At 62.6% G+C, this 16,095-nt stretch carries 16 protein-coding genes and 1 pseudogene; 10 read left to right on the forward strand and 7 right to left on the reverse strand.

What is annotated here, in order from left to right:
• Both VGG47_RS06165 and VGG47_RS06170 read left to right on the forward strand, forming a co-directional pair.
• Positions 1-261 (forward strand): annotated as a pseudogene (locus VGG47_RS06165) (methyl-accepting chemotaxis protein); the annotation flags it as partial.
• Positions 233-541: a chemotaxis protein CheW gene (locus VGG47_RS06170; protein ID WP_331536510.1), complete on the forward strand. Its 309-nt coding sequence runs from the start codon at positions 233-235 to the stop codon at positions 539-541. The pseudogene VGG47_RS06165 and the gene VGG47_RS06170, both read left to right, overlap by 29 nt.
• Before the next feature lie 44 nt (positions 542-585).
• Here the strand turns inward: VGG47_RS06170 and VGG47_RS06175 are convergent, their stop codons facing one another.
• Positions 586-2,022 carry an MmgE/PrpD family protein gene (locus VGG47_RS06175; RefSeq protein WP_331536512.1) on the reverse strand — a complete coding sequence of 479 codons (1,437 nt, stop codon included), beginning with the start codon at positions 2,020-2,022 and terminating at the stop codon, positions 586-588.
• Between the two features lie 382 nt (positions 2,023-2,404).
• Here VGG47_RS06175 and VGG47_RS06180 point away from each other — a divergent pair, with 382 nt between their 5' ends.
• From VGG47_RS06180 to VGG47_RS06205, 6 genes are all read left to right on the forward strand, one after another.
• Positions 2,405-2,659, forward strand: coding sequence for a DDE-type integrase/transposase/recombinase (locus tag VGG47_RS06180; protein WP_408841618.1), 255 nt, complete (start codon positions 2,405-2,407; stop codon positions 2,657-2,659).
• Positions 2,660-2,803: 144 nt separating this feature from the next.
• The gene (locus VGG47_RS06185; protein WP_331536514.1) at positions 2,804-3,064 is read left to right on the forward strand and encodes a hypothetical protein; all 261 of its coding nucleotides are present in this window, start codon (positions 2,804-2,806) and stop codon (positions 3,062-3,064) included.
• 143 nt (positions 3,065-3,207) lie between these two features.
• On the forward strand, positions 3,208-4,155 hold the full coding sequence (locus VGG47_RS06190; RefSeq protein ID WP_331536516.1) for a metallophosphoesterase family protein: 948 nt from the start codon (positions 3,208-3,210) through the stop codon (positions 4,153-4,155).
• Positions 4,156-4,166: 11 nt separating this feature from the next.
• Positions 4,167-4,487, forward strand: coding sequence for a cupredoxin domain-containing protein (locus tag VGG47_RS06195; RefSeq protein WP_331536518.1), 321 nt, complete (start codon positions 4,167-4,169; stop codon positions 4,485-4,487).
• A 55-nt stretch (positions 4,488-4,542) separates the two neighbouring features.
• Positions 4,543-5,040 (forward strand): RNA polymerase sigma factor, encoded by a 498-nt coding sequence (locus VGG47_RS06200; protein ID WP_331536645.1) that lies wholly within the window; start codon positions 4,543-4,545, stop codon positions 5,038-5,040.
• On the forward strand, positions 5,037-5,738 hold the full coding sequence (locus tag VGG47_RS06205; RefSeq protein WP_331536520.1) for an anti-sigma factor family protein: 702 nt from the start codon (positions 5,037-5,039) through the stop codon (positions 5,736-5,738). Before VGG47_RS06200 ends, VGG47_RS06205 begins: the two co-directional genes overlap by 4 nt.
• Before the next feature lie 604 nt (positions 5,739-6,342).
• Here VGG47_RS06205 and gyrB read toward each other — a convergent pair.
• Positions 6,343-8,787, reverse strand: coding sequence for a DNA topoisomerase (ATP-hydrolyzing) subunit B (gene gyrB, locus VGG47_RS06210; RefSeq protein ID WP_331536522.1), 2,445 nt, complete (start codon positions 8,785-8,787; stop codon positions 6,343-6,345).
• A gap of 229 nt (positions 8,788-9,016) precedes the next feature.
• Complete coding sequence (locus VGG47_RS06215; protein ID WP_331536524.1) at positions 9,017-10,243, reverse strand: AAA family ATPase; 1,227 nt, start codon at positions 10,241-10,243, stop codon at positions 9,017-9,019.
• A 206-nt stretch (positions 10,244-10,449) separates the two neighbouring features.
• On the opposite strand from VGG47_RS06215, the gene truB reads away from it, so the two are divergent.
• Positions 10,450-11,385 (forward strand): tRNA pseudouridine(55) synthase TruB, encoded by a 936-nt coding sequence (truB, locus tag VGG47_RS06220; protein ID WP_331536526.1) that lies wholly within the window; start codon positions 10,450-10,452, stop codon positions 11,383-11,385.
• Between the two features lie 12 nt (positions 11,386-11,397).
• Positions 11,398-11,667, forward strand: a complete 270-nt coding sequence (gene rpsO, locus VGG47_RS06225; protein ID WP_331536528.1) for a 30S ribosomal protein S15 — start codon at positions 11,398-11,400, stop codon at positions 11,665-11,667.
• Positions 11,668-11,851: 184 nt separating this feature from the next.
• Here the strand turns inward: rpsO and glpX are convergent, their stop codons facing one another.
• From glpX to VGG47_RS06245, 4 genes are read right to left on the reverse strand one after another with little or no spacing between them, the layout of a single operon-like run.
• Positions 11,852-12,838 (reverse strand): class II fructose-bisphosphatase, encoded by a 987-nt coding sequence (glpX, locus tag VGG47_RS06230; protein ID WP_331536530.1) that lies wholly within the window; start codon positions 12,836-12,838, stop codon positions 11,852-11,854.
• A 14-nt stretch (positions 12,839-12,852) separates the two neighbouring features.
• Entirely contained in the window at positions 12,853-14,166 is a 1,314-nt protein-coding gene (locus VGG47_RS06235) for a homoserine dehydrogenase (protein WP_331536532.1), read from the reverse strand.
• 2 nt (positions 14,167-14,168) lie between these two features.
• Positions 14,169-15,386: an LL-diaminopimelate aminotransferase gene (locus VGG47_RS06240; RefSeq protein ID WP_331536534.1), complete on the reverse strand. Its 1,218-nt coding sequence runs from the start codon at positions 15,384-15,386 to the stop codon at positions 14,169-14,171.
• A gap of 48 nt (positions 15,387-15,434) precedes the next feature.
• Positions 15,435-16,088, reverse strand: a complete 654-nt coding sequence (locus tag VGG47_RS06245) for a hypothetical protein (RefSeq protein ID WP_331536536.1) — start codon at positions 16,086-16,088, stop codon at positions 15,435-15,437.
• Positions 16,089-16,095 lie beyond the last annotated feature (7 nt).

Consider the following 16,095-nt stretch of genomic DNA (forward strand, 5'->3'; position numbering starts at 1 on the left):
CAGAATGCGGCGATGGTCGAGCAAGCGACGGCGGCGAGCCACGGCCTCTCGAGCGAAGCCCAAGAGCTCGCCAGGCTCGTGGGGCAATTCCATATCGGCGAGAGCGCCGCAGCCCCGGTGCTCAAGCGGGCCGCACCCAAGACGCCGCCGAAGAAGCGCGTCGTGACCGCTTCCGCGCGCAAGGTCGTCGCGCTGCCACGCCAGGATGAGGCGAAGCACGTGGCGCTCGCCGATGCGCAAGAAGGCTGGAGCGAATTCTGATCATGGCCCACGATTTGTTTCGTTCCATGGGCAAAAGCAATCAGCTGCTGTGCGTGCGTCTGGCGCTCAGGAATTTGCCCTGAGCATCCGGGCCATTCGGGAAATCAGGGGGGATTTCCTCCCCCTCCTGCACGCGCCGCCCTACATCAAGGGCATGATCAATCTGCGCGGCAGTGTGCTGGCCATCATCAATCTGGCGGAGCGGCTGGGCTTGCCGAGCGCGCGGCTGAAAGATAGGCCGCCTTTTATTGTAAAAAGCGGCATCCAAAAAACTGTATAAATTTCAGTGGGGCCCGGCGGGACTATATCGCCCGGCCCCACGGCCTATGCGGTGATCAGCCCGCGCAGCTGCCGGATATCCTTCAGCGTCTCCAATTGCATGATGGCTTTGATCAGCGCTTCGGTCTTCTGGCTACCCAGCACTGGCCCCATCAGATCCCTCGCTTTATCCGCAACATCATCCGGGCTCATCGGATTTTCCGCCGTGCCCGGCGGGTATTTCGTGAAATGCTGGAACTTCTGGCCATCATTAGTGGTGACGGTGACAATTGCTCCGCGAGGAGCCGCCGGGTCCATCAACGCCTCGTCCGCCACCACCGTCACCTTGGCGATCTGTGCCATGATCTCCGGCTGGCGCATCTGCGCGAAATCATCCGCATCCTTGAAGGAGACGCGGCCTTTGAGCAACGCCACCGCGACAATATAGGGGCAATTCACATCCGGCATTGCGCTGGCCCCGACAATGCCCACCGCATCCGTGGGCAACTGCACCTGGATCGCCTTCACATTATCAGGCGTCAAACGATATTGCTTCCGCAGCTTGAGCATCGCGTCGATCACCGACTGGATCGGATAGCCGACGGAATAAGCCTTGATCGAAGTCTTGGTGATGTAGAAATCCTTGCCCAGCCCGGCCACCATCAGCTCCGGTTGCGGCGCCAGGGAGATCGCCGCGAAGAGATTATGCTGGGTGTCCAGCACATCGCTAACGCCGGTCATGCCCGACTTCACCATGCTCACCGCCATCACGCCATTACGTGCGCCCATGCCGGAAAAATCGAAGGATTTTTCGATGTGCTGGCTGTCCTCCACCCAGCTCCACAGACCAGAAACCTGCTGGGACGCATAGGAGATGGCATAGCGCATCTGCATCTCATTGAGCCCGGCTGGCACGGCTGCACCGCCCAAGGCGCAGAAGGTCGAAGACGTGCCTTCAGCACTGCGGTGGTGCCCGCGCACTGATGCCTGCCCCAGCGCCAGGATTAGCCGGCAGCCGAGATCATAACCTAGCGTCACCCCGCGGATGAAATTGGCGCCGTCGCGCCCCTGCCATTCAGCCATGGCCAAAGCCGCCGGCACGGTGGAGCTGCCTGGATGCGCCTTGGTGCTGGCCTCGAAATCATCGGTCTCGTCGGAATGCGCACACATGGCATTGGCTAAGGCCGCCTCGACCACATTGGTCCGCAGCTCGGTGCCGACCACGGTGGCCTCCGGGTTGCCGCCCAGGCTCTTCACATAAGCGATGGCGTCCTCGCCGGGCCGCAGACGAGAGCCGGACACCATCGCCCCGAATGTATCCAGAACATGAAGCTTACAGGCCGTCACAACCTCGTCCGGCAGTTTTGCGACGCCCGCGCCCGCCATGTAACCAGCGAGTTGGGCGGTAATGTCGCTCTCCGCCCTGGCCCGAGCCAAGGGCAGGCCTGCCAGCGCCAAGCCAGCACCGGCAGCGCTGAGCAAAGATCGTCTACGTATGGTCAAAATTGATTTTCTCCATGTTCCCAAATACGGCGTCGGACTAAACCGCTTATTGTGCGCCACAGTTAGTCTGTTAGTTGATCCTTATCAATAGCTTATTGACAGGCGACTGAGGCTGCGATGCATTCTGGCTGAGAAGAGCGTGTGGGCACAGCGGGCATAGCGCGTAGCGATGCGCCAGGTTCCGCCAGAGACCGGCAGTGCCGCCCCCCGCGGCTATGTCGAAGGCCTGCTGATGCGCAATGAGAAGATGTGCTGCCAACCGAGCGGGGCGAGTCATGAAACTGCTCTGGATAGGTCTCGGCGATGAGGTCGCGGATGAGCGCAGGGCGAGCGTCGCGAGCAAGTTTCGGCGCAGACGGCCGCAGCCCAGGCGACATGGCACCTGGATGAGGTTTTCATTCGCATTCAGGGTGAGCTTCGCTATCTTTGGCGCGCCGTCGATCAAGACGGCGTGGTTCTGGACATCCTCGTGCAGAGCCGTCGAGATGGCGGAGCGGCCAAGCGCTTCTTTAAGCGGCTGCTGAAGGGCCTGCAGTATGAACCGCGCGTCGTGGTAACCGACAAGCGATCATTCGCTTGGTTCTGTCATTCAAAGTGCCGACCCAACCGTTTTTCGATCAGTATTCAACAATTATGAACCGGTCGAAATCCACTTGAAGAGGTCATCACTTTCGTTTGATGAGAGCGGTGCAAGCTTCGTGGAATATACGCACTGCTCCACCGGTATTGCCTGCATCCGAGCTGCTTCATTGTGAAGCGGAGGATATTAAGGAAACCTGTGATGAACAAATTCATCGTCGTAGTGGCACTTGCCGCCGGCCTGTGTGGCCCTGCGGGGGCCGCCTCCATCGTCCACACACCATCCGACGCCACTGGCACAACGTACGCCCAGCACGCCACCGACAACCTTCCCTATCAGGTCAACGAGTTGCGCTCCGAAGTGAAAGCCCTGCAAGGCCAAGTCAGCACCCTCAAGAACGCCAATATCGAGCAAAACGACGAATCGGACGCCCAAATGTGGCCCGTTGGAACCGGTGGCTGAATGTCTGTCACGGATGTCTACAATTCCGTAGTCTTTTGCAGGCGACTGGTGGGAACTTGAATATTACGGAAATATCACGACAATTCTAGAATAAAGTTGCGTCGCGGCGGTCTTGTGGTGGTCAATGTAAGGAGCGCACAAGAATGAACGATCATCACGATATTGATGCCGGCCTCAGAAATCCATCCCGTCGCGTAGCCTTGGCTTGCGCCGGGTGGATGGGCACCGGCATGGTGTGGACCATGGTTGCCGGCGTGCCGCGTACCCTTGGACTCATCGGTGAAGCCGAGGCCACCACGACCGATGAGTTCAGTTTTGTCCAAATGAGCGATAATCATATCGGCTTCAAGGCTGGCCCTTACCACGACGTTGCCGGCACGTTGCAGGAAGCAATTGGCAAAGTGCAGGCGCTACCTCAAAAACCCGCCTTCATGCTGCACACGGGTGATATAAGCCACCTAGCCAAAGTGGAGGAATTCGATATCGCCGATCGTATCAATGCCACGGCTGGGCTACCCATTCACCATGTGCCGGGTGAACATGACATGCTCGATCCGGGCAAAACCCTGTACCTCTCCCGTTACGGCAAAGGCACAAAGGGAGATGGCTGGTACAGTTTCAACGATCACGGCGTGCATTTTATTGGCCTGTCGAACGTTCTGCACAGCGCTCCGGATGGTCAATGGCTGTTGGGCTCCGATCAGATCGCTTGGCTTGCCGACGACCTGCGGGCCGTCAGTCCTTCGACACCGATCGTGATTTTTGCGCACATCCCGCTATGGACGATCTATGCCAGGTGGGGATGGGGTACGGGTGATTCTGCCGCCGCACTGGCACTGCTGCGTCCGTACGGTTCGGTTACGCTGCTGAACGGACATATCCATCAGATCGTGCAAAAGGTGGAAGGAAATATTAAATTCCATACGGCGCGCTCCACCGCCTTCCCGCAACCGATCGCCGGCACGGCGCCGCACGAAGGACCTATTCTAACGATCCCGACCGGCGAAATCGGCGAATATCTCGGCATCACCAATGCCAGCATGACCCATACGTCCGGCACGCTCGCCGTCACCGATATAGCGCTATCCTGAGGAGGAACCATATGTATTTACCCAAAAGCGTCATGGCCACGACCGTTGCGGTCCTGCTGGCCGCCGCACCCGCGTTGGCCGCCACGGAGACCGTCACCATCAACAATTACACATTTACGCCGGCTACCCTTACCGTGCATGCCGGCGATACCGTCATCTGGACCAACCAAGACAGCATTCCGCACACCGCGACCGCGTTGGATGGGAAGAGCTTCGATAGTGGCGCGATCGACCCCGGCGAAAGCTGGAAATTCGTGTTTACCAAGGCCGGTCAATTCAAATATCGTTGCGCAATCCACCCGGATATGCGTGGCGCTATCGACGTCCAGTAATGTCTTAATCATCCTTACCGGGGGCTACGTGGCGGTGGTAGGTGAAGATCATACCGTGCAGTTTCGGGCTTTGCTCCTGCCGGAGCTCGGCTATCTACGGCGCGTTGGCGTTGCCCTTACCGGCAACCAATCGGCCGCTGATGACCTGGTGCAAGAAAGTGTTTTGCGGGCGCTACGTTACTTCGGCAGCTACAAAGGCGACGGTTTCAAACCATGGATGGCTGCGATCATGCGTAATGTACACCGCGACCGGCCGATGACCAGGTCGGTCGCCTCAGACGACAAATGGCTTCAGAGCATCGCGGATTCGGCGCCGGACCCGGAACAGCAAGCCCTCGCCAAGGACAATTCCACCCGGTTGCGTGGCCTGATCGCGGCGTTGCCGGGACCGTTGCGCGAAATTCTTGTGATGCGGGAATTCGCCGATCTTTCCTACACGCAAATCGCTGCCGCACTCGAAATTCCGGTGGGCACGGTTATGTCCCGGCTCTCTCGCGCGCGGGATGATCTACGCACCGCATGGTTGGCCGACGAGGATAAGGCAGCATCATGAACCACGAATCTTATTCTGAACAGTTGAATGCGATGTTGGATGGAGAATTGCGTGCCGCGGAAATCGTTCCCCTGGCGCGGCACATCACAGCCTGCCAAGATTGCGCCAAACACCTGACCGAACTGATCGCGCTGCGCGCGGCTTTGCAACAGGAATACCCAGAAGAAGACGTCTCCTCAGAATTTTATGAAAAAATCGCTGGGTTGCTGGACCGCGAGATACAGCAGCCAGAATCGCCCAATGTCATCCCGTTTCGACCACGCCCGGTTCGTCGCCGCATCGCCTGGCTTGCCGCCGGCACCGCGATCGCGGCGATGCTCGCAATCTTGCTTTTGCCGCACCAGAACCCGACGCAGGATTTAATGAGCGTTCGGGATGCCGCATTACGTGGCAGCCTTTCGCCGACTGTTGCCGTCAACAATTCTGGCCCGGCTATTCCCGGTTTTCGCTTGACAGCGTCTCGATCCGATATCGTTGCAGGCCATCCCGCACGGGTATTAGCCTATTCGAAAGATAGTCAGACGATCACCTTATGCATCTGGTCCGCCGACGGAGAGGCTGCCCACGGCATTCGTGATGCCGTCTACAAGGGGATGGCCATCAGCTACTGGAATGACGGCAAGCAAGAATACTGGGCGGCGACGACGGGAACAAACGGCCTACTGGAAAATTTCGTAGCAGCCGCCAAAAATATCTGAGTGCTTCACCCTACCAAAACCAGCAATACGTAATTCTTAAGTACCGTTGAAAAGTCGTGATTGCGGCACGGAAAATAGTTGGTTCGCTAGGTTCATGACCCGCAGGCGTCATTCGTCACCCGCTGACGCGCAGGCACCACAACTAAAGATTGACCGTTATCCGACGTGGGATTTTGTCGAATTGAGAACAGCCTGTTGGAGTGCAAATGGTCTTGGAAGTGCCCAATAGTCTCATTTATGGGTGGACTTTTTGCTTCCTTCCAGACAGCTCTCTCGAGCTTTGTGCCCACATCGAGTCGGCCAGAGGTGGGGGCCAACTTCTATCTCCCTAGTGGCAACCTCTCTGAGAAACCACAAACCCAACCACCAGTTAGTGAGCCACGATCAAATTGGACTCGCATTCCGGGTATCCCATGAACTCTCCCACACTTTGAGCCGGACCAATAGTCGCATTATTTCATGGAATGCCCAGAACGCCCGACTGCTTTAGATATATGGTTCCTTGATTCAAGGTTCTGGGTGCTCTCGTGCGCACTTTTGGTTCCATTCAGACTATTTGAGTCGTATTTCTCACTATTTGTGAGAGGGACCAATCACACTTTCGTCACGTATCCAGGTTCGCCACTTTCAAGGCGTTGCTGACGATGAACTCACGCCGTGGCTCGACGATGTCGCCCATCAGCGTCGTGAAAATCTGGTCGGTATCCTCGGCATCGGCGATCTTCACCTGCAGCAGGCGGCGCACCTCGGGGTCCAGCGTGGTCTTCCAGAGCTGTTCGGGGTTCATCTCCCCCAACCCTTTGAAGCGGTTGATGGCGAGGCCCTTGCGGCCAAAGCCCAGCATCGCCTCCCACAACGCCGCCGGGCCGTGCACCGGCTTGGGCGTGCCGTCCAGCGTCAGCGTGGTCTCAGGCCCGAACAGGGTGGCCAGGTGCTGGGCGTGCTCGGCCAGATAGCGCGCCTCGGTGGTGCGCAGCACCGCCGCGTCCACCGTGTAGCGCTCGGCTACACCGCGCACCATGCGCCCCAGTGTCACGCCCGAGGCGTCCGACGTCACCACCCAGCCGCGCTCGGCCATCGGCGCATTGCCGTTCAGCCGCGCCGCCAGCGCCTGGTCGCGTTCCGGCTGGCCCAGCGCATCCGGCGCCAGCATGCCGGCAATCGCCATCTGCTCGAGATACATCACCGGCAGCAGGCGCGAGAGAGCTTGCAGCCGGTGCACCACCTGGCCGAGCAAGGTCATTTCGCCGCGCAGTTCGTCGCCGGCAAACAGCTTCCCGTCCGCCGCCTGCAGCGACGCCTCGCCCAGCGCCCGTTCCAGCAGATACGCCTCCAGCGCCTCGTCATCCTTCAGGTAGCGCTCGTCATTGCCGCGCTTGGCGCGATAGAGCGGCGGCTGCGCGATATACAGATATCCCTGCTCGATCAGCTTCGGCATTTGCCGGTAGAAGAAGGTCAGCAGCAGCGTGCGGATATGCGAGCCGTCGACATCCGCGTCCGTCATGATGACGATGCGGTGATAGCGCAGTTTGGTGGCGTCGAACCCGCCTTGCTCCGGCTCGCCATGGCCGATGCCGGTGCCGAGTGCTGTGATCAGCGTGCCGATTTCCTGGCTGCCCAGCATCTTGTCGAAGCGCGCGCGCTCCACGTTCAGGATCTTGCCTTTCAGCGGCAGGATCGCCTGGAATTTCCGGTCGCGCCCCTGTTTCGCGGAGCCGCCTGCGGAGTCACCCTCGACTAGGAACAGTTCGGACTTGGCCGGGTCGCGTTCCTGGCAGTCGGCCAGCTTGCCGGGCAGGGAGGAGATGTCGAGCACGCCCTTGCGGCGGGTTAGCTCGCGCGCCTTGCGCGCCGCCTCGCGCGCGGCCGCGGCGTCCATCACCTTTTGCGCGATGTTCTTCGCTTCCTTCGGATGCGTCTCGAACCAATGGCTTAGCGCATCGGCCACCGCCGCCTGCACCACCGGCTGCACTTCGGAGCTGATCAATTTGTCTTTGGTCTGCGAGGAGAACTTCGGATCCGGCACTTTGACGGAGAGCACGGCGGTCAGCCCTTCGCGCATGTCCTCGCCGGAGAAATCCATATTGTCTTTTTTGCTCAGGCTCTGCGCGTAGCGCGACACCACGCGGGTCAGCGCGGCGCGGAACCCGGCCAGATGCGTGCCGCCGTCGCGCTGCGTGATGTTGTTGGTGAAACAGAGCATCGTCTCGTGGTAGGAATCGTTCCAGGTCAGCGCGAATTCCACCTTGATGCCGCTGTCCGCGGCTTCGGCCATGGCGGTGATCGGCGTCGGCAGGACCGAGGTCTTCGCCCGGTCTAGCCAGACGGCGAATTCCTTCACGCCGCCCTGGTAGCAGAATTTCGCTTCCTGGAGCGGCTCATGCCGTTCGTCACGCAAAATGATCGTCAGCCCTGAATTCAGGAAGGCGAGTTCGCGTAAGCGCCGCTCGAACACGCCATAATCGAACTCGACATGGGTGAAGGTGCCGGAGGAGGGCTTGAACGTCACCTCGGTGCCGTTCGGGTGCTCCGACGGGCCGACCAGCGCCAGCGGCGCCTGAGTCTCGCCATGCTGGAACCGGATGAAATGCTCAGCGCCATTGCGCCAGATCCGCACGTCCATCCATTCCGACAATGCGTTCACCACGGCGGCGCCGACACCGTGCAGACCGCCCGAGACCTTGTAGGAGTTCTGGTTGAACTTGCCGCCGGCATGCAGTTTGGTCAGCACCACCTCGGCGGCGGAAACGCCTTCCTCGGTGTGGATGTCGGTGGGGATGCCGCGGCCGTCATCGCGGACGGTCATGCTGCCATCGCCGTTCAGCACCGCCACTACCACCGTGGCATAACCAGCTTGCGCCTCGTCCACCGCGTTGTCGATGATCTCGAAGCCCATATGGTGCAGACCCGAGCCGTCATCGGTATCGCCGATATACATGCCCGGTCGTTTGCGGACCGCGTCGAGCCCCTTCAGAACGCTGATCGAAGCGGCATCATAGGCGTCAGGATTGGTGGGTTCGGACGGGTTCGGCGGGGTGGACTCGGACATAAAAGCGGAGGCTCCAGAATCGTCAGCAATACCGCGCTTTATAGCTGAATTGTGCGTAGAAGCCTAATCGGATCCGCCGCGCCGCAAGGGCAAGCGAAGAGGAAGGCTTCTTTTTGTGAACAAAAAGAAGCAAAAAAACTTTGTTAATCTGGGCCGTGCTGGTTTCGCCGCCCCAGGCCCAGCGGAACCAAAAGTTTTTGCGCCGCTTTTTTCAAAAAGCGGCCTCTTTCTAAGCGGCATCGCCCAGCGTTGCGATGTCCAGAGCCGCGGCAAGTTCAGTGATCGCCTGGCGGAACGGCCCGCGCAGCGCCGCCGGCTGGAGGCCAAGCTGGGTGTTTTTCGGCACGATCCGTGGCAGATCCGGGATCACCGCGTCGAAGCGCGCGCCCATGGCCTTCTCCATGGCGGGAATGGCCAATCCGCCCGGGGCGCCGGCGTGGTTCAGCACGAGCATCGGTCGCGGCCCCTGGGTGGGTCCGCCCAGCAGCGAGAGCAGACGGGCCATGTTGCGAATGGATACGGGGCTCGGATCCATCAAGATGATAAGCTGCGGTGTCAGGGACAGCACATCCCGGGCAAACGGCTCAAGCCTGGCACCGGCATCCACGACCAGAAAGTTATACCGTTCCCGTAAGCTCTGAAGCAGCGGCGCCGCACTACCCGGCTGATAGGTGATATTCCGGTGCAGCGCTTCCTGCCCCGCCAGAATATCCACCCGCTCGGCGAACGGCCGTACGGAACGTGCCACCAGCAGGGCGTCCAGCCGTTCCGGCGTCTCCAGCGCTGTCATCAGCCCGTTACTGGCCGCCATGTTGCAGCTCAGCGCCACCGTGCCGGCGTGAAGATTGGTGTCCAGGATGACGGTGTGCCGATGCAGCCGGGTGCCGATCAGCCAGCCCAGGCTGGTGGCGATCGTCGTGGTGCCGACACCGCCGCGCGCTCCGAAAAAGGTCGTCATCCGGCCGCCGCGCAGCAGAGCGGGGGCGGGCTGCCGACCGACGATGATCGGCCGAAAAGCGTCGGCCACCGTCTCGGGACGCAGCGGTTTCGCCAGATAGTCGTGGACCCCTAAGTCTTTGGTCACGGTGCGGTAGAAATTGACGTTCTGGATGGTGCCGATGGCCAGCACCGTGGTGCCCGGCTCCACCCTGTCCGCCAGCGCGCCGAGCGCGTTGATCGGCTGGTCCTCTTCGGAGATATCGACGAGAATCACCTCCGGCGTCGGCATGCCGTCGAGGCGTGCCAGGGCTGCGCGAAAATCAGTCACGTGAATGGGCGTGTTCGGCGGCAGGCATTCCGCCAGCGCCTCATGCAGCACCAGGGCGCTCGCCTCGTCCTGGGTGAAGCCGAAGAATTTGTCCCGTTTTATTCCCGACTTCTGTGGCGTGTGGCCCAGGGCTGGATTCGGAGCGGACAGATTCTGCTGAAAACCATGAGTCGATCCCTGATCTGACATGGAACGTCCCGCGCAAGGGCACCGGCCCCGCCTCCGCCGGCTTCTCCATGTGGCCAGACGAAAGTTACCAAATAGTTAACAACCCAACCGCCGACGGCTCGGTCCACCGCAGGCGCGGAGCCGACTTGTTCTCTCCGTCCGCTCCCGGCTTTCGCTCCCGCTCGGCTTTCGCTATCAGCCAGCCTTCAATTTCGAATGGACTGTATATGGCTCGGCAAAAGCGAGGCCGCAAAATCGACGGCTGGCTGATTCTCGACAAACCGCGGGGGATCACCAGCACGCAGGCGGTCAACAAGGTGAAACGCGCGCTCGATGCGCAGAAGGCCGGGCATGGGGGCACCCTGGACCCTCTGGCGACGGGCCTTCTGCCGATCGCGCTGGGCAACGCCACGAAAACCGTGCCTTACGTGATGGACGGCACCAAACGCTATCATTTCACCATCACCTTCGGCGAGGCGCGCGACACCGACGATGCCGAGGGCGCGGTCACAGCGACCAGCGACGTGCGCCCGAGCGATGACGAGATCCGCGCCGTACTGCCCGCCTTCCGCGGCAGCATCATGCAGGTCCCGCCCGCCTTCTCGGCCATCAAGGTCGAGGGCGAGCGCGCCTATGACCTCGCCCGCGCCGGCGCCCCGCCCGACCTGCCGCCGCGCCCGGCGCAGGTCGACCGGTTCGAGCTGATCGGCCGGCCGCACCCCGACATCGCCGAGTTCGAGGTGGAATCCGGCAAGGGCGTCTATATGCGCTCGCTCGCCCGCGACCTCGCCCGCGCCTGCGGCACGGTCGGACATATTACCGTCCTGCGTCGGCTGCGGGTTGGCCCGTTCCTGGAAAACATGGCGGTTTCGCTGGACAATCTGCTCGATCCGGCGCATACGCCCCACACTCTTGCCGAACTCGTTCGGCCGCTCGAGACCGCGCTGGACGACATCCCGGCACTGGCCCTGACGGCAAGCGAGGCCCACGCCCTTTCCCAGGGTCAGGCGATCAGCCTGGTCGACCTGATGGGGCGGATTCCAGACGAGGCCAATCCCGATGAGGGGCTGGTCCGAGTTCTGGCGGCAGGGCGTGTTCTGGCGCTGGCCCGCCTTTCCGAAGGCTGGCTGAAACCGGAGCGCTTGCTTCAACAATTTTCGTGAAGGATCATCACGATGTCGATTACGCCTGAGCGCCGCACGGTGCTGATTGCCGAATACGCCACCACCGCCAACGACACCGGCAGCCCGGAAGTGCAGGTCGCTCTGCTCTCCGAGCGCATCTCCAACCTCACCGAGCATCTCAAGACGCATGCGAAGGACTTCCATTCGCGCCGCGGCCTGCTGGTGCTGGTCGGCCAGCGCCGCTCGCTGCTCGACTACCTGAAGCGCAAGAGCGTCAAGCGCTACCAGGACCTGATCGGCCGCCTCAACCTGCGCCGGTAACCAAAAAGCGGAGCCTAGGCTCCGCTTTTTTTATGCAGGAAAGAGAAGGCTACTTTTTGTGAACAAAAAGTAGCAAAAAACTTTATGAATCTGGGCCAGAGGCGTTGTCGCCGACACCGCCCATGGCCCAGCATAACAAAAATTTTTGCGCCGCTTTTTTTAAAAAGCGGCTGCTTTCCTTCCCTTACTCGGGCGCCCACATCTTCTTCGTGAAATTATGGTGCGCCTCGACATAGCGCACCGTGCCGGACTTGCTGCGCATGACGATGGAATGCGTCACCGCGCTGTGCCCGGAGCGGTGCACGCCGCGCAGCATCGGGCCGCCGGTCACGCCGGTCGCGGCGAACATCACGTCGCCCTTGGCCATTTCCGTGATGGTATAGATGCGGCTGGGGTCGGTGATGCCCATGGTGCGGGCGCGGTCGATCTGCGCCTGGTCCTCGAACAGCAATCTGCCCTGCATCTGTCCGCCGATGCAGCGCAAAGCGGCGGCGGCAAGCACGCCCTCCGGCGCCCCGCCGGAACCGAGATACATGTCGATGCCGGCGCCGGGTTGCGAGGCGGCGATCACGCCCGCCACGTCGCCGTCGCCGATCAGCATGATCCGCGCCCCCGCTTCGCGGATTTTCGCGATGGCTTCGGCGTGGCGGTCACGGTCGAGCATGCAGACCATCAGTTCGGCGATGTCCACAGCCTTCGCCCGGGCCAGATTCTTCAGGTTTTCCGCGACCGGCGCGTCGAGTGCCACGACATCGTCGGGCAGCCCGCCGCCCACGGCGATCTTGTCCATGTAGATATCCGGCGCGTGCAGGAAATTGCCGTGCTCGGCCAGCGCCACGGTGGCGATGGCGTTCGGCCCGCCTTTGGCGGTGATCGAAGTGCCTTCCAGCGGGTCGACGGCGATGTCCATCGCCGGGCCGCCCTGGCCGACTTTCTCGCCGATATAGAGCATCGGCGCTTCATCCATCTCGCCTTCGCCGATCACCACCGTGCCGTCGATGGCGACGGTGTCGAAGGCTTTGCGCATGGCTTCCACGGCCGCGCCATCGGCCTCGTTCTTCTTGCCGCGGCCGATCCAGCGCGAGGCGGCGATTGCTGCGGCCTCCGTCACGCGGACCAGTTCCAGCGCGAGGTTGCGGTCCGAGACGTCTTCCAGGCGACGTGCGGTCATAGGGTGAGACTCCTTCACTTTGGCTCGATACGGATCAAGGTGGGCGCCTCGAGCACCGATTCCAACTCGGCGATGCGCGTTAGCGCCTTGGCCACCGCGGCCTCGTGGGTTTCATGGGTGACGAGCACGATCGGCACCGCCTCGCCGGGCTTGCGCCCGTGCTGCAGCATCGAGGCGAGCGAGATGTGGTGCTCGCGCAGGATCGCGGTCACATCGGCCAGCACGCCGGGCTGGTCCACCACCATCAGGCGCAGGAAATACGCGCCGACATGGTGGGCGATGGGCACGGCCTGACCTGCTTCAAGCCGTGCGGAAGCCGTTCCCCAGACCGGCACGTCGGTGCCGCGGGCGATGTCGATCAGGTCGGCCACCACCGCGCTCGCGGTCGGGCCGGCCCCGGCGCCGCGGCCTTGCAGGAACACCGTGCCGGCGAAATCGCTCTCCAGCAGCACGGCGTTGTACACGCCCTCGACCGAGGCCAGCAGGCTCTGCCCGGGCACCATGGAAGGGTGCACGCGCATCGCCACACCTTCGGCGGTGCGGTGGGCGATGCCCAGCAGCTTGATCCGGTAGCCGAGCTCTTCTGCGAATTTGATGTCCAGCGCGCTGATGCGGCGGATGCCCTCGACATGCACGGCGGCGAAATCGACCTGCCGGCCGAAGGCGAGGGCGGCGAGAATCGCCAGCTTGTGCGCGGCGTCCACGCCGTCGATGTCGAAGGCCGGATCGGCCTCCGCATAACCGAGCTCCTGCGCGTCGGCGAGCACCTCGGCGAAGTCGCGGCCCTCCTCGCGCATGGTGGTGAGGATGTAGTTGCAGGTGCCGTTGAGGATGCCGGCGACGCGGTCGATCCGGTTCGCGGCCAGCCCCTCGCGCAGCGCCTTGATCACCGGAATCCCGCCCGCGACCGCGGCCTCATAGGCCAGGGTCACGCCCGCCTCGGCCGCCGCCTGCGCCAGCGCCGCGCCATGCAAGGCAAGCAGCGCCTTGTTGGCGGTGACCACCGGGCGCTTCGCCGCCAGCGCCTGCTCGACCAAGGCCTTGGCCGGGCCGTTCGAACCGCCGATCAGCTCCACTACCACATCGACCGCGTCATCGGCGGCCAGCGCCGTCGGGGACTCGTGCCAGCGCACCCCGTCCAGCGCCACGCCGCGGTCGCGCGAGCGGTCGCGCGCCGAGACAGCGGTGACGACGATCGGCCGTCCCGCCCGCGCGGTGATCATTTCGGCATTGTCGCGCAGCAGGCGCATCACGCCGCCGCCCACCGTGCCCAGACCGGCGATGCCGACTTTCAGAGGGCGCATCGCCTCACGCTTAGCGGAATTCATATTTACAGTGCCGTCTCACTCTGGGCGTCCACGGGGCCGCCATTATCGGTTGCCAGAAAATTGCGGATGTTGCGCATCGCCTGGCGCAGCCGGTGCTGGTTTTCCACCAGCGCGATGCGCACATGGGTGTCGCCGTATTCGCCGAAGCCGATGCCCGGCGCCACCGCCACCTTGGCCTTGGCCAGCAGCAGCTTGGAGAATTCGACGCTGCCCAGATGCGCGAAGCGCGGCGGAATCGGCGCCCAGGCGAACATCGAGCCGGCCGGGGAGGGCACGTCCCAGCCGGCGGCATGCAGCCCCTTGATGAGGATGTCGCGCCGCTCGCGATACAGCACGCGCATCTCCTCGACGCAGTCCTGCGGTCCGTTCAGCGCCGCCGTGGCCGCGACCTGGATCGGTGTGAACGCGCCGTAGTCGAGATAGGACTTCATCCGCGCCAGAGCGGCGATCAGCCGCGGGTTGCCGGCGGCGAAGCCCATGCGCCAGCCCGGCATCGAATAGGTTTTCGACATTGAGGTGAACTCCACCGTAATGTCCTTGGCCCCCTCCACCTGCAGCACGGAAGGCGGCGGGTTGCCGTCGAAATAGATCTCCCCATAGGCGAGGTCGGAGATGATGAAGAGCTCGGTCTTGCGCGCCAGCGCCACCAGCTCCTTGTAGAAGTCCAGGTCCGCCATATAGGCGGTCGGGTTGGACGGGAAATTCACGATCAGTGCGGTCGGCTTCGGCACGGAATGGCGCACCGCGCGGTCGATCGCGCGCAGCATCTCTTCGCCCGGCTCGGCCGGGATCGAGCGCACCGAGGCGCCGGCGATGATGAAGCCGAACTGGTGGATCGGGTAGGACGGGTTGGGCACCAGGATCGTGTCGCCCGGGCTGGTGATCGCGGCGGCGAGATTGGCCAGCCCCTCCTTGGAGCCGAGGGTGGCGATCACCTCCGTCTCGGGGTCCAGCTTAACGTCGAAGCGGCGCGCGTAGTAGCCGGCCAGCGCCCGGCGCAGGCCGGGAATGCCCTTGCTCATGGAATAGCGATGGCTGCGCGGATCCTGCACGGTCTCCACCAGCTTGGCGACGATATGCGGGGGCGTCGCGCTATCCGGATTGCCCATGCCGAGATCGATGATGTCCTCGGCAGCGGCGCGTGCCTTGGCCTTGGCGGCGTTCACCTCAGCGAAGACATAAGGGGGCAGGCGGCGGATGCGGTGGAATTCTTCGGACATGAGACGCTCAATGGTTCTTTGGTTACGTATGAAGGGCTAGCCGCTTGTCTAATATACCAATTGCACGAAGCCGCCAGAACCGTCCCGGCTCGCGACGAGATTTATCACGCGGGGCGGCACGCCCTCGGCGGTGAGCTGGTCGGCCAGCCGCCGTGCCCGCGCCAGAGCGAGGGTGAGCGAGCCGTCGCCGAAACCGCCGACCAGCACATGCGCCTCGCCCCGCTTCGCCGCGACGGTGCGCAGCGGCGCCACATTCTGGAAGGGCAGCACCGCCGAGCCGGCATTGAAAGCGAGCGATACGGGCGGCGGGTTGGGTGGCGTTTGCGGTTTCGGTGTCACGATTTTCGGCGGCGGCGGGGTCGACGGCGTGGCCGGCAGATCCAGGCCGGGAATGTTGGGCAGAGGCGGCGGTGCACCGGGCAGCACCAGCCCGGCCAGCGCCGCGGGCGAGGGGGCGGAAACGCCGGTCCCCGTGTTGGTGACCTGGGCAGCGATCTTCGCCTGCGCATTGGGGGCTTCCGGCTTCGGCGCGGCCGGCACGTCGGCGAGATTCGGGTAGGGCAGGTTATAGCCCGGCGGGGGTTGCCGGTGCTGGGCGATCGCACCACCTTCGATGCTATGGTACAAGCCGACGGGACCAGAACAACCGGCCAAAAACAATGTCAGAATACCCGATGCCGCACCCAGACGCCGACCGGCCATTACTTTC

Origin of the sequence: Acidocella sp. (assembly GCF_036489515.1) — a bacterium.
Lineage (GTDB): Bacteria > Pseudomonadota > Alphaproteobacteria > Acetobacterales > Acetobacteraceae > Acidocella.

Coding starts and splice junctions, on each gene's coding strand:
- VGG47_RS06170 (WP_331536510.1), top strand. CDS start 233: ATGCGCAAGAAGGCTGGAGCGAATTCTGATCATGGCCCACGATTTGTT.
- VGG47_RS06185 (WP_331536514.1), top strand. CDS start 2,804: ATGAACAAATTCATCGTCGTAGTGGCACTTGCCGCCGGCCTGTGTGGC.
- VGG47_RS06190 (WP_331536516.1), top strand. CDS start 3,208: ATGAACGATCATCACGATATTGATGCCGGCCTCAGAAATCCATCCCGT.
- VGG47_RS06195 (WP_331536518.1), top strand. CDS start 4,167: ATGTATTTACCCAAAAGCGTCATGGCCACGACCGTTGCGGTCCTGCTG.
- VGG47_RS06205 (WP_331536520.1), top strand. CDS start 5,037: ATGAACCACGAATCTTATTCTGAACAGTTGAATGCGATGTTGGATGGA.
- gyrB (WP_331536522.1), bottom strand. CDS start 8,787: ATGTCCGAGTCCACCCCGCCGAACCCGTCCGAACCCACCAATCCTGAC.
- VGG47_RS06215 (WP_331536524.1), bottom strand. CDS start 10,243: ATGTCAGATCAGGGATCGACTCATGGTTTTCAGCAGAATCTGTCCGCT.
- truB (WP_331536526.1), top strand. CDS start 10,450: ATGGCTCGGCAAAAGCGAGGCCGCAAAATCGACGGCTGGCTGATTCTC.
- rpsO (WP_331536528.1), top strand. CDS start 11,398: ATGTCGATTACGCCTGAGCGCCGCACGGTGCTGATTGCCGAATACGCC.
- glpX (WP_331536530.1), bottom strand. CDS start 12,838: ATGACCGCACGTCGCCTGGAAGACGTCTCGGACCGCAACCTCGCGCTG.
- VGG47_RS06235 (WP_331536532.1), bottom strand. CDS start 14,166: ATGAATTCCGCTAAGCGTGAGGCGATGCGCCCTCTGAAAGTCGGCATC.
- VGG47_RS06240 (WP_331536534.1), bottom strand. CDS start 15,386: ATGTCCGAAGAATTCCACCGCATCCGCCGCCTGCCCCCTTATGTCTTC.
- VGG47_RS06245 (WP_331536536.1), bottom strand. CDS start 16,088: ATGGCCGGTCGGCGTCTGGGTGCGGCATCGGGTATTCTGACATTGTTT.